Annotated in this window: 4 protein-coding genes, 1 tRNA gene and 1 pseudogene; 5 read left to right on the top strand and 1 reads right to left on the bottom strand. The window is 68.1% G+C overall.

All coding sequences use genetic code 11. The annotated features are described in order from the left end of the window. The first annotated feature begins 250 nt into the window (after positions 1–250). Positions 251–323 (top strand) — tRNA-Thr (locus ACFWBQ_RS34685). Positions 324–438: 115 nt separating this feature from the next. Continuing rightward, positions 439–779, top strand: a pseudogene (locus tag ACFWBQ_RS34680) (IS5/IS1182 family transposase); the annotation flags it as partial. A gap of 182 nt (positions 780–961) precedes the next feature. Here the strand turns inward: ACFWBQ_RS34680 and ACFWBQ_RS34675 are convergent. After that, positions 962–3,589, bottom strand: coding sequence for a SpoIIE family protein phosphatase (locus tag ACFWBQ_RS34675; protein WP_385506597.1), 2,628 nt, complete (start codon positions 3,587–3,589; stop codon positions 962–964). A gap of 400 nt (positions 3,590–3,989) precedes the next feature. Here ACFWBQ_RS34675 and ACFWBQ_RS34670 point away from each other — a divergent pair, with 400 nt between their 5' ends. From ACFWBQ_RS34670 to ACFWBQ_RS34660, 3 genes are all read left to right on the top strand, one after another. Then, positions 3,990–9,422: a HAMP domain-containing protein gene (locus ACFWBQ_RS34670; RefSeq protein ID WP_385506594.1), complete on the top strand. Its 5,433-nt coding sequence runs from the start codon at positions 3,990–3,992 to the stop codon at positions 9,420–9,422. A 244-nt stretch (positions 9,423–9,666) separates the two neighbouring features. After that, entirely contained in the window at positions 9,667–10,347 is a 681-nt protein-coding gene (locus ACFWBQ_RS34665) for a two-component system response regulator (protein ID WP_385506591.1), read from the top strand. Between the two features lie 109 nt (positions 10,348–10,456). Beyond that, a complete protein-coding gene (locus ACFWBQ_RS34660) occupies positions 10,457–13,225 on the top strand; it encodes a DNA translocase FtsK (protein WP_385506589.1) in 2,769 nt (922 codons plus the stop codon). Positions 13,226–13,390 lie beyond the last annotated feature (165 nt).

Raw genomic sequence — 13,390 nt, 5'->3', positions numbered from 1 at the left:
CTGCAGGGGGGACCCTGTGGGAGAGTAGGACGCCGCCGAACAATTATTCCGGGAAAGCCCCGTGCCCTTGTGGCACGGGGCTTTTCTGCGTTCACGAACCGGTTACGGAAGAGTGTGCCGGCGACACCCTGCCGGCCTTCATCCGCCGCTCATTCGTCACCCTTGAAGGAAGCACGGAAACTTCGAGCTGGGTGGTTTTGAACGCCCCTTCGTTCGGGGTATGCTTTACCTCGTTGCCGCAAGGCGACAGGCCCCAATAGCTCAGTCGGTAGAGCGTCTCCATGGTAAGGAGAAGGTCTGCGGTTCGATTCCGCATTGGGGCTCAAGCAAAGACAAAGGCCCCCGCCATCGGCGGGGGCCTTTGTCGTACCCGGAGGTTCATGAGATGCGAGTCCTGGCGCAGCCTGTGCAGCGCGCCGGGGGAGACTTCTCGGCAGCGTTCCCATCACGACCGGCCCGCGTCCCGGTTCCGACGGCACTCTCTGCGACGCCGGGAAAGCCTATTCGTCCCGTCGAAACCGGCGTTACCTGCGAAGACGCCAGATCAAGCAGACCATCCCGGAACCCAAGGACCAGCTGGCCGACCGTCGGCGCCGAGGCAGCATGGGCAGCCGCCGACCAGCTTCGACAGAGAGCTCTACCGACGCCGCAACGAAGCAGAGCGGACGATCAACCGGCTCACGGTCTTCCGCGCAGTCGCGACCCGCTATGACAGGAGGGCCTATGCGTGTCACGGGACGGTCCCCGTCGCCGCCATTCGACTATGGCTGCGCCCCTGATCAATGGCCATCTGCCAGTTGTGGCAGCGCATGCCCGCCGGTGGGGACGTTACGAGGGCCGTAGCCGTCGAATTCCTCCGACCACGGCCCCAGGTGTGCGACGGCACGGCAGCCCGGGACCCGCACCGTCGCTGGATGCTTGCCGGCGCGTCATGGAGGCATGCCGGCCGGACACGTCCTGGCTAGAACGTCTGCGGCTCCGGGACGCGCATGGCGAGGATGGCCATGTCGTCCGACGCGGGCTCGGCGGCGAAGCGTTCCACCGCCCGCAGGATGCGGCCGGCCACCGCGCCGGCCGTCAGGCCCGTACACATGGAAAGGACATCGGCCAGGCCGTCGTCGCCGAGCATGCGGGTTCCCTCACGGCGTTCGGTGACGCCGTCCGTGACGCAGAGAAGGACGTCACCGGGCTCAAGGGTGACTTCCTGCTCATAGAGCTCCAGGTCCTCGATCACACCGAGCAGCGGCTGAGGTTCGGCCGCCGCTTCCACGGAGCCGTCCTGCCGCAGGCGCAGCGGAAGCGGATGGCCGGCGCAGACGACCTTCAGCAGCGCGCTGCCGTCCTCCTGGGGCCACAACTCCCCGTAGAGCAGTGTGAGGAAGCGGCTGCGGGCACCCTCGTCGAGGATGGCCGCGTTGAGTCGTTCCAGTACGGCAGGGCCGCCGAACCCCTCGCGGGCCAGCAGCCGCAGCGCGTGGCGTGCGAGGCCCGTGACGGCCGCGGCCTCCGGTCCCGTACCGCAGACGTCACCGATGGCGAAGCCGTAGGCGCCGTCACGGATGGGGAACACGTCGTAGAAGTCGCCGCCGACCTCGTTGCCCTCGCCCGCCGCGCGGTAGATGACCTCGATCTCGACGTTGGGCACGTCGGGCAGGCCGGGGGGCAGCAGGCTGCGCTGGAGGGACTGGCTGATCGCCATGCGCTCCGAGTAGAGGCGTGCGTTGTCGAGGGCCAGAGCGGCCCTCCGGGACAGGTCCTCGGCCAGTTCCAGGATTTCCTGGCGGAAGTGGTCGTCGGACGGCTTGCCGAGGGTGAGCATGCCGATCACGCGGTTTCGCGCCACGAGCGGGAGCACCACGGTCTCGCCGCCCACGGCAGCGGCCGTCGCGAGCGTGGTGCGTGCGGCTGCCCCCATGCTCAAGGGCGCATCCCTGCCGAGGCTGCGTGTGGACGTGCGAAGGGCCGCCTTGTGGGCTGCTGCGGCGGGTGCGGGCCAGATGCGGGCGCCCGGGGCCGGGACGGGGTCCGGCGGGTCGATGGAGGACAGCAGGGCCTTGACACCGTCGATGCGGTCCTCGTCCTCGTGGAGCACGTAGGAGAGGTACGGCTCCGAGGACTGGTCGGCGATGGTGTAGACGGCGCACCAAGTGGCCAGCGTGGGTACCGTCATCTGGGCCATCAGTGCCAGCGTCTGGTCCCTGTCGAGCGTACCGGCGAGCAGATCGGACGCCTCGACGAGGAAGGACAGCGAGCCGCGGCGCAGGCGCTCCAGCTCGCCCAGCCGGGCCGACTCGACGGCCAGCGCGATGCGGTCGGCGGCGAACTGAAGCCGCAGGGCCTCCTCGTTGGTGTACCGGCCGGCTGCTTCGGCCGCGACGCCCAGGGAGCCGGTGAGCCGGCCCTCGACCTTGAGCGGGACCGTGACGACGGAGCGCATCCCGGTGTCGGTGAGCAGCGGAACGGCACCCGGTACGGCTGCGAGGTCCTCGTGGACCGCGGGCATGCGGGCGGAGCCGTAACGGCCCGTTCCGGCCTCGACGGGGACCCGGGCGAAGCGCTGGCGAGCCGAGGGAAGTCCGGTCGTCGCCCGTACCTCCAGCTCTGTCTCGTCGTCGGTGGCCAGCAGCAGGAAGGCGGAATCCGCGTCGAACATGTCGCGCGCCCGTTCGACCGTGCGCTGCAGCAGTCCGTCGAGGTCGTCAGGGGCGGGGGAACCGATGAAGACCTCGAACGGGTCCGTGGCGCGGTTGTCCGCCGATGTGTCGGAGACCGGGGCGCGCACAGGGCTCTGGAGCACGGCCCGCTCGTAGTCGCGTACGAGAAGGCAGACCGTGGAGGGTTCGCCCTGGGTGTCGCGGACTCTGAGATGAGAGGCGTAGACGGGGATGACGCGCCCGTCGGCGCCCCGGATGCCGTAGCTGCCCTCCCATCTGGAGAGCTGCAGGGCATCGACGATGCCGGTGTTCGTGCCCGGTGTGTGCGGCCAGGCGGCGAAGTCGGTGAGCTGCTTGCCGATGACCTGCTCGGCGGCGTGTCCGAAAAGGAAGGCGGCGTCGTCGTTCCACGCGGCGATGGAGCCGGAGCGGTCGATCTGGACGACAGCGACACGTACGCGCTCGTCGGTGACCGGCAGCAGGGCCGTGGGCAGGACGGGACCCGCGGAGCGGATGCCCACGGGGCGTTCGGGAAGGTCGAGCTGGAACCAGACCTGCTTGTGCGTCGGCGTGTACTCGACGCCCCAGCGGGAAGCGAGCGCGGCGCAGAGCAGCAGGCCGCGGCCGCCTTCCCGATCCGGGCTGCCGAAATCCAGACCGGAGCTCTGAAGAGGGATCTCGCGTTCCGGGTAGTGGTCGGAGACCTCGACGCGTACGCCGTCCTCGGTGCGCAGGCAGAGCACATCGGCGGCGGTGCCCGCGTGCACCACCGCGTTGGTCACGAGTTCGCTGGTAAGGACGACGGCGTCGTCGACGACGTCGGTGTAACCCCACCCCTGCAGGGTGTCGCGGACAAATGCGCGGGCGGTCGCCACCGAGCGTCCGACCGGATCGAAGGTGGCAGCCGCGCGCGCGGTGATCACAGCACTCCCCATATGGTGTCTCGTCGCTTCCCCGAGTCCTGTGCCCGTTTCTCGCCGCTTCGATTCGCCTGCCAGGCTAGACGCTTGCCCGGCGTCCCGTGCACAGGAGGGCCGACTTGGGCGCCCAGGCCACCGGCGGTTGTGCAGGGGCGCACAAGTATGGGGCCCCTGGTGAGGGAAATGAGGCAACCGTGGGAGCTTGCACCCCGTCCGGTTCCGGCCTGGTACGTTTCAACGATTTGACGTCCGCATAGTCACCCGTCGACGGTGTGCTGTGGCGGTGAGTCAAAGTGGAAGTGGGCAAGCTTCCGGTTAAGGCCCGAGCGATACGGTCAACCCCTGCGGGAGGGACACGGTGGAGTCTGGCGTGGCGGCGCGGGGTTCAGGAACGCGCACAAAAGGCGGACAGTCCGTGAAGAAACAGCGCAATGGGACCATCGACGTGGATGCGGCAGCTCTGAACAGACTGCTCGCGGCTCTCGTGGCGATGCGCGACGGCAATTTCCGCAGGCGGCTTACCGTCTCGGGTGACGGCGTGCTCACGGAGATCGCGGCGGTCTTCAACGAGGTTGCCGACCGCAATCTCCATCTGACCGGCGAGCTGGCGCGCGTACGCCGCGTGGTCGGACGTGAGGGGAAGCTCACCGAGCGCCTGGAGACCGGCGCCTGCGAGGGCTCCTGGGCAGCTGCGATCGATGCCTCCAACGAGCTCGTCGATGATCTGGCGCGCCCTGTGTCCGAGGTAGGACGGGTACTTTCCGCGGTCGCCGACGGTGACCTCGAGCAGCGGATGGAACTGCGGTCGCACACGGCCGACGAGACGGTACGCCCGCTGCGCGGTGAGTTCCTGAAGGTCGCCCGGACGGTCAACAACCTGGTCGATCAGCTGTCCGCGTTCACCGAACAGGTGACGCGGGTCGCGGTCGAGGTGGGCACCGAGGGCAAGCTCGGCGGGCAGGCCCAGGTGCGCGGGATGTCCGGGTCGTGGAAGGACCTCACGGACTCCGTGAACACCATGGCGTACCGGCTGACCGCCCAGGTGCGCGACATCGCCCTGGTGACGACGGCGGTGGCCAAGGGTGATCTGTCGCGGAAGGTCACCGTCCATGTGGCCGGCGAGATGCTTCAGCTCAAGAACACCGTCAACACGATGGTCGACCAGCTGTCGTCGTTCTCCTCCGAGGTGACCCGGGTCGCCCGTGAGGTGGGCACGGAGGGCGAGCTCGGGGGACAGGCGACGGTGCCGGGGGTGGCCGGGGTCTGGAAGGACCTCACGGACTCCGTGAACACCATGGCCGGGAACCTGACGTCCCAGGTGCGCGGTATCGCAGAGGTGACGACGGCGGTCGCCAATGGTGACCTGTCGCAGAAGGTCACGGTGAGCGCCCGCGGCGAGGTCGCGCAGCTCGCCGAGACGATCAACCAGATGACCGAGACGCTGCGTACCTTCGCGGACGAAGTGACGCGTGTGGCGAGCGAGGTAGGTGGCGAGGGCCTGCTCGGCGGCCAGGCACAGGTGCCGGGCGCCGCGGGCACCTGGAAGGACCTCACCGACTCGGTGAACACGGTCTTCCGCAACCTGACGACGCAGGTGCGTGACATCGCGCAGGTGACGACCGCGGTGGCCAGCGGTGACATGACGCAGAAGGTCACCGTCGACGTGGCCGGCGAGATGCTGGAACTGAAGAACACCGTCAACACGATGGTCGACCAGCTCCAGGCTTTCGGTTCCGAGGTGACACGGGTCGCCCGGGAGGTCGGCGTCGAGGGCCGGCTGGGCGGACAGGCCGAAGTGCCCGGAGCGGCAGGCACCTGGAAGGACCTCACCGACTCGGTGAACACCGCCTTCCGGAACCTGACGGGCCAGGTCCGTGACATCGCGCAGGTGACGACGGCGGTGGCCAACGGTGACCTGTCGCAGAAGGTCACCGTCGATGTCGCCGGCGAGATGCTGGAGCTGAAGAACACCGTCAACACGATGGTGGCGCAGCTGTCGAACTTCGCCGACCAGGTGACCCGGATGGCGCGTGACGTGGGCACCGAGGGCCGCCTCGGCGGCCAGGCGCGTGTCGACGGCGTCTCCGGAACGTGGAAGGAGCTCACCGACTCCGTCAACTTCATGGCGGGGAACCTGACGTCCCAGGTGCGTCAGATCGCCCAGGTGACCACGGCGGTGGCGCGGGGTGACCTGTCGCAGAAGATCGACGTGGATGCCCGGGGCGAGATCCTGGAGCTGAAGAACACCATCAACACGATGGTCGACCAGCTCTCGGCCTTCGCCGACCAGGTGACTCGCGTGGCCCGCGAGGTGGGCACGGACGGGCGGCTCGGCGGCCAGGCACAGGTGCCCGGTGTGGCCGGCGTGTGGCGTGATCTGACCGACTCGGTGAACGGCATGGCGGGGAACCTCACCGCCCAGGTCCGCAACATCGCGCAGGTCGCCACGGCGGTGGCGCGGGGTGACCTGTCGCAGAAGATCGACGTGGATGCCCGGGGCGAGATCCTGGAGCTGAAGAACACCCTCAACACGATGGTCGACCAGCTCTCGAACTTCGCGGAGCAGGTGACCCGGGTGGCCCGCGAGGTGGGCACGGAGGGCATCCTCGGCGGTCAGGCGGAGGTGCAGGGCGTCTCCGGCACGTGGAAGGACCTCACACAGTCCGTCAACGGCATGGCCAACAACCTGACGCTCCAGGTCCGCAACATCGCCGAGGTGACCACGGCGGTCGCCAAGGGAGATCTCTCCAAGAAGATCACCGTCGATGCCAAGGGCGAGATCCTCGAACTGGTGACGACGGTCAACACGATGGTCGACCAGCTGCTCAACTTCGCCGACGAGGTGACGCGAGTCGCCCGTGAGGTGGGTACCGAAGGCATCCTCGGCGGTCAGGCCCGGGTACGCGGTGCGACGGGCATCTGGAAGGACCTCAGCGACAACGTCAACCTGATGGCCAACAACCTGACCAGCCAGGTGCGTAACATCTCGCGGGTCTCGTCCGCGGTCGCCAACGGCGACCTGACCAAGAAGGTCACTGTCGAGGCACGCGGCGAGGTCGCCGAACTCGCCGACACCGTCAACACGATGGTGACGACCCTGTCCTCGTTCGCCGACGAGGTGACCCGGGTGGCGCGCGAGGTGGGCACCGAGGGCGAGCTGGGCGGCCAGGCACGCGTCCCGGGTGTCGCGGGCACCTGGAAGGACCTCACCGAGTCGGTGAACTCGATGGCGTCGAACCTGACCGGTCAGGTCCGCCAGATCGCCACGGTCACCACGGCCATCGCCAAGGGCGATCTCACGAAGAAGATCGACATCGATGCGCGCGGTGAGATCCAGGAGCTGAAGAACACCATCAACACGATGGTCGACCAGCTCTCGTCCTTCGCCGAGCAGGTCACCCGGGTGGCCCGCGAAGTGGGTACCGAGGGGCAGCTCGGCGGTCAGGCCCGGGTCCGCGACGTCGACGGTACGTGGCGCGACCTCACCGAGTCGGTGAACGAGATGGCCGGAAACCTGACCCGTCAGGTGCGTGCCATCGCCGCGGTCGCCACCGCGGTGACCCGGGGTGATCTCAATCTCAAGATCGACGTGGATGCGGCCGGCGAGATCCAGGTGCTGCAGGACAACATCAATACGATGATCGCCAACCTGCGTGACACCACCCTGGCCAACAAGGAGCAGGACTGGCTCAAGGGCAACCTCGCCCGGATCTCGGGCCTGATGCAGGGCCGCCGCGACCTGGACGATGTCGCCTCGCTGATCATGAGCGAGCTGACGCCGGTCGTGTCCGCCCAGCACGGTGCGTTCTTCCTGGCCATGGCCACCGGTGACGGGGTCGAGGTGGGAGCCGACGGCGGCAAGGACAGTGCGTACGAGCTGCGCATGCGCGGCAGTTACGGCTACTCCGCGGGCTCCATGCCGACTTCCTTCCGGCCCGGAGAGACGCTCATCGGCACGGCGGCCGAGGAGAAGCGGACGATTCAGGTGGATCATGTGCCGCCGGGTTATCTGAAGATCTCCTCCGGCCTCGGCGAGGCACCGCCCGCGCACGTCATCGTGCTGCCGGTGCTTTTCGAGGGCAAGGTGCTCGGTGTGATCGAACTGGCCTCGTTCCAGCCGTTCACCCACATCCAGCGTGACTTCCTCAATCAGCTCGCAGAGATGATCGCGACGAGCGTCAACACCATCAGCGTCAACACGACGACCGAGAAGCTGCTGGAACAGTCCCAGGAGCTCACCGAGCAGCTGCGCGACCGGTCCGAGGAGCTGGAGAACCGGCAGAAGGCGCTCCAGGCATCCAACGCCGAACTGGAGGAGAAGGCCGAGCTGCTGGCCCAGCAGAACCGCGACATCGAGGTGAAGAACACCGAGATCGAGGAGGCCCGGCAGGTCCTGGAGGAGCGCGCCGAGCAACTCGCGGTCTCGATGCGCTACAAGTCCGAGTTCCTGGCGAACATGTCGCACGAGTTGCGCACGCCGCTCAACTCGCTGCTGATTCTGGCCAAGTTGCTCGCGGACAACGCCGAGGGCAATCTTTCGCCGAAGCAGGTGGAGTTCGCCGAGACGATCCACGGGGCGGGGTCCGACCTGCTCCAGCTGATCAACGACATCCTCGATCTGTCCAAGGTCGAGGCGGGCAAGATGGACGTCAGCCCGACCCGGATCGCTCTGGTCCAGCTGGTCGACTACGTGGAGGCGACCTTCCGGCCGCTCACCGCGGAGAAGGGGCTCGACTTCTCCGTACGGGTGTCTCCGGAGCTGCCCGCCACGCTGCACACCGACGAGCAGAGGCTGCTCCAGGTGCTGCGCAATCTGCTGTCCAACGCGGTGAAGTTCACCGACAGCGGTGCCGTGGAGCTGGTGATCCGGCCCGCCGGAGCAGATGTGCCGAACTCGATCAGGGAGCATCTGCTCGAGGCCGGTTCGCTGCGTGACGCCGATGGGGACCTCATCGCGTTCTCGGTCACCGACACCGGAATCGGCATCGCGTCCAGCAAGATGCTGGTCATCTTCGAAGCCTTCAAGCAGGCTGACGGCACAACGAGCCGCAAGTACGGCGGAACGGGCCTCGGCCTCTCCATCAGCCGTGAGATCGCCCGTCTGCTGGGCGGCGAGATCCACGCCGCCAGTGAGCCGGGGCGCGGTTCGACGTTCACGCTGTATCTGCCGCTGCATCCGAGCGAGCTGCCGCCGCAGGGCTATCCGCAGATGGGGCCCGGCCCCATCGAGGTCCACGGGAGTTCCGCCGAAGGAGCTCTCCATCTGGAAGCCTCACAGCGGACCCGTACCGAGCTGCCCCTGGGGGATCCGGCCAACTCCGCCGGGATGTTCCGGCGCCGGCGCAAGGCGCTGGGCGGGTCGGTGCAGCGCCCGGCCCTGGCGAACGGCAGGAGCGGCGAGGCGAGTTCCCCGCAGGCGGAGTGGGTGCAGGGAGCGCGGGAGGAGTCCGAACCACGCCGCACTTTCCGCTTCCACGGGGAGAAGGTGCTGATCGTCGACGACGACATCCGCAATGTCTTCGCGCTCACCAGTGTGCTGGAGCAGCACGGTCTGTCGGTGCTGTACGCGGAGAACGGGCGCGAGGGCATCGAAGTCCTCGAGCAGCACGACGATGTGACGATCGTGCTGATGGACATCATGATGCCCGAGATGGACGGATACGCCACGACCACGGCGATCCGCAGGATGCCGCAGTTCGCCGGACTGCCGATCGTCGCGCTGACCGCCAAGGCGATGAAGGGCGACCGTGAGAAGGCCCTCGACTGCGGGGCATCCGACTACGTCACCAAGCCGGTCGATTCCGATCATCTTCTGGCGGTAATGGAGAAGTGGATGCGCGGAGAATGACCGGACGCGGAGGGAATTCTCATGCGGTGTCGACCCGCTCTGCTCGAAAGGGTGTGAGTGCGGGGTATCCGGGGAACCTTCTGGTCTTCGACCGCGTTTCCGGTACGTGCACAGTGACATCGCGGTGACAGGGTGTGGTGACGGGCGGGGTGCGGCTACCATGACCGGCACAAGGACGGACGGCGCAAGGGAGTCGTCCCCTGGGGCGGCACCCGGTGCGATCCCGGGGCGAGGAGGACGGGCCATGATGCAGAAGGCCAAGATCCTCCTGGTCGATGACCGACCGGAGAATCTGTTGGCGCTGGAGGCCATCCTCTCTGCGCTCGATCAGACACTGGTGCGGGCATCGTCAGGGGAGGAAGCGCTCAAAGCGCTGCTCACGGACGATTTCGCGGTCATTCTGCTGGACGTTCAGATGCCAGGCATGGACGGATTCGAAACGGCCGCGCACATCAAGCGGCGTGAGCGGACCCGGGACATCCCGATCATCTTCCTCACCGCGATCAACCACGGTCCGCATCACACCTTCCGGGGTTATGCGGCGGGAGCGGTGGACTACATCTCGAAGCCTTTCGACCCCTGGGTGCTGCGCGCCAAGGTCTCGGTGTTCGTCGAGCTGTACATGAAGAACTGTCAGCTGCGTGAACAGGCGGCGCTCCTGCGGCTCCAGCTCGAGGGCGGCGCCCACGCGGGCGCGGACGAGAAGGAGCCGGCCGGTCTGCTGGCCGAGCTCTCGGCGCGGCTCGCCGCGGTCGAGGAGCAGGCCGAGGCGCTCTCCAAGCAGTTGGACGACGAGTCGGCGGACGCCGCGGCCGTGGCGACCGCCGCTCATCTGGAGCGCAAGCTCACCGGACTGCGCCGTGCACTCGACGCGTTGGAGCCCGGCACGGGTGGCTCCGCGGCCGCTCTGCCCTCCCAGAGCTGACCTGCAGCGGCTGAGGGCGCGTCAGTTCAGCGCCCGTGCAGGGCGACACGGTCGGGTGAAGCGGTAGGCACACGTGTCCCATGCCGTCGACACCGGTAACCTCAGGCACATGGCCTCACGTACGTCCGGCAAGGGTTCCCAGGGCACGGCGGGCACCGCGAAGCGTGCCGGCCGTACCCAGGGACCGGCGAAGAAAGCCGCACCCGCCAGGAAGACCGCGCCCGCGAAGAAAGCCCCCGCCAAGAAGGCGGTGGCCAAGAAGCCCGCGCCCAAGCCCGCGCCGTCCCCCACCGGTGGTGTGTACCGACTCGTCCGCGCCCTCTGGCTGGGCACGGCACACGGTGTGGGCGCGGTGTTCCGCTCCATAGGGCGCGGTGCGAAGGGACTCGACCCCGCGCACCGCAAGGACGGCCTCGCCCTGCTGCTTCTCGGTCTCGCGCTGATCGTGGCAGCGGGCACCTGGTCGCACCTGCGCGGGCCCGTCGGTGATCTCGTCGAGATGCTCGTGACCGGCGCGTTCGGCCGGCTCGATCTGCTCGTGCCGATACTGCTGGGCGTCGTCGCGGTGCGGCTGATCCTCTACCCGGAGAAGCCCGAAGCCAACGGACGTATCGTCATCGGCCTCTCCGCCCTCGTCGTCGGAGTGCTCGGCCAGGTCCACATCGCCTGCGGATCACCCGGCCGTGAGGACGGTACCGGCGCCATGCAGGACGCGGGCGGGCTGATCGGCTGGGCCGCTTCCAAGCCGCTCGTCTTCACGATGGGCGAGGTCCTCGCCGTACCGCTGCTTCTGCTTCTGACGGTCTTCGGTCTCCTGGTGGTCACCGCCACCCCGGTCAATGCCATTCCGCAGCGGCTGCGGCTGCTCGGCGTCAAGCTCGGCATCGTCGACCCGGTGTACGAGGCCGGTGAGGAGGACGGGAGCGACGGCGAACGCTACGACGAGCGATGGCGCGAAGCGCTGCCCGAACGCTCGCGACGCTCCCCGGCACGCCGTTCGGAGAAGGACGGCGACGTGAACCCGGAGCACGCGGAGGGGGAGGCCCTGGCCAGGCGGCGCCGACCGCGCCGGCGCTCCGCCCAGCCCGCCATGAACCGCACGATGGACGCCGTGGACGTGGCTGCCGCAGCTGCCGCCGCGCTCGACGGTGCGGTTCTCAACGGCATGCCGCCCTCGCCGGTCGTCGCCGATCTGACGCAGGGTGTGTCCGCGGAGCGGGACCGCGAGCGGACCGGGACGCCCGTGCCGGGGGCCAGGGCAGGCGAGAAGGTTCCTGCGGGTGACCGGGGCGCCGGAAAGGCCGCGTCGTCGCCCTCGGGCGGTGTACCCGACCTGACCAAGGCCGCCCCCGAGCGCTCCCAGCCGCTGCCACCCCGCGCCGAGCAGCTCCAGCTCGCGGGCGACATCAGCTACGCCCTGCCCTCGCTCGACCTGTTGGAGCGCGGGGGTCCCGGCAAGACGCGCAGCGCCGCCAACGACGTGGTCGTCGCCTCACTGACGAATGTCTTCACGGAGTTCAAGGTCGATGCGGCGGTCACCGGGTTCACCCGCGGCCCGACGGTCACGCGGTACGAGGTGGAGCTCGGCCCGGCCGTCAAGGTCGAGCGGATCACCGCCCTGACCAAGAACATCGCGTACGCGGTCGCCAGCCCGGACGTCCGGATCATCTCCCCGATCCCGGGGAAGTCCGCTGTCGGTATCGAGATCCCCAACTCCGACCGGGAGATGGTCAATCTCGGAGACGTCCTGCGCCTCGCGGACGCGGCCGAGGACGACCACCCCATGCTGGTGGCGCTCGGGAAGAACGTCGAGGGCGGCTACGAGATGGCCAACCTGGCGAAGATGCCGCACGTCCTGGTGGCGGGTGCGACCGGCTCCGGTAAGTCCTCCTGCATCAACTGCCTGATCACCTCGGTCATGGTGCGGGCGACCCCGGAGGACGTGCGGATGGTGCTCGTCGACCCCAAGCGGGTCGAGCTCACCGCGTACGAGGGCATCCCGCACCTGATCACGCCGATCATCACCAACCCGAAGAAGGCCGCCGAGGCCCTTCAGTGGGTCGTACGCGAGATGGACCTGCGCTACGACGACCTCGCGGCGTTCGGGTACCGGCACATCGACGACTTCAACCACGCCGTGCGCAGCGGCAAGGCCAAGGCCCCCGAGGGCAGCGAGCGGGAGCTCAGCCCCTACCCGTACCTGCTGGTCATCGTCGACGAGCTCGCGGACCTGATGATGGTCGCGCCGCGCGACGTCGAGGACTCCATCGTGCGCATCACCCAGCTGGCGCGCGCCGCGGGTATCCACCTGGTGCTGGCCACGCAGCGCCCCTCGGTCGACGTCGTGACCGGTCTGATCAAGGCCAATGTGCCGTCCCGGCTGGCCTTCGCGACGTCCTCGCTCGCCGACAGCCGCGTCATCCTCGACCAGCCCGGCGCCGAGAAGCTCATCGGAAAGGGTGACGGGCTGTTCCTGCCGATGGGGGCGAACAAGCCGACCCGTATGCAGGGGGCCTTCGTCACCGAGGACGAGGTCGCGGCGATCGTCCAGCACTGCAAGGATCAGATGGCTCCGGTCTTCCGCGAGGACGTGGTGGTCGGTACCAAGCAGAAGAAGGAGATCGACGAGGACATCGGCGACGACCTCGATCTGCTCTGCCAGGCGGCCGAGCTCGTCGTCTCCACCCAGTTCGGCTCGACATCCATGCTCCAGCGCAAGCTCCGGGTCGGCTTCGCGAAGGCCGGCCGGCTCATGGACCTGATGGAATCGCGCAACATCGTGGGTCCCAGCGAGGGCTCCAAGGCGCGCGACGTCCTGGTGAAACCGGACGAACTCGACGGCGTGTTGGCAGTGATTCGTGGGGAAACCGCTTCGTAAGAGTTTTGCGGGCAACCGTTTCGCCCGGCCGTACGTCAAGTTGAAGGAAGGAGCAGCGGGATGATCAGTTCTGCACTCCGTCCTCTGCCCTGCCCGAGGGGCTGCCCGGCGAACCCGATGGCGTACAAAGTCGTCCCTCCCGGTTGCCCCACCCTTTCGTACCAC

The organism is Streptomyces sp. NPDC060035, from assembly GCF_042736635.1.
Taxonomy (GTDB): domain Bacteria; phylum Actinomycetota; class Actinomycetes; order Streptomycetales; family Streptomycetaceae; genus Streptomyces.
This window is presented reverse-complemented; position numbering and strand designations above follow the sequence as displayed.

What these genes read in the sequence shown, in the direction of transcription:
- ACFWBQ_RS34675 (WP_385506597.1), bottom strand. Translation starts at nt 3,589, where the DNA reads ATGGGGAGTGCTGTGATCACCGCGCGCGCGGCTGCCACCTTCGATCCG.
- ACFWBQ_RS34665 (WP_385506591.1), top strand. Translation starts at nt 9,667, where the DNA reads ATGATGCAGAAGGCCAAGATCCTCCTGGTCGATGACCGACCGGAGAAT.
- ACFWBQ_RS34660 (WP_385506589.1), top strand. Translation starts at nt 10,457, where the DNA reads ATGGCCTCACGTACGTCCGGCAAGGGTTCCCAGGGCACGGCGGGCACC.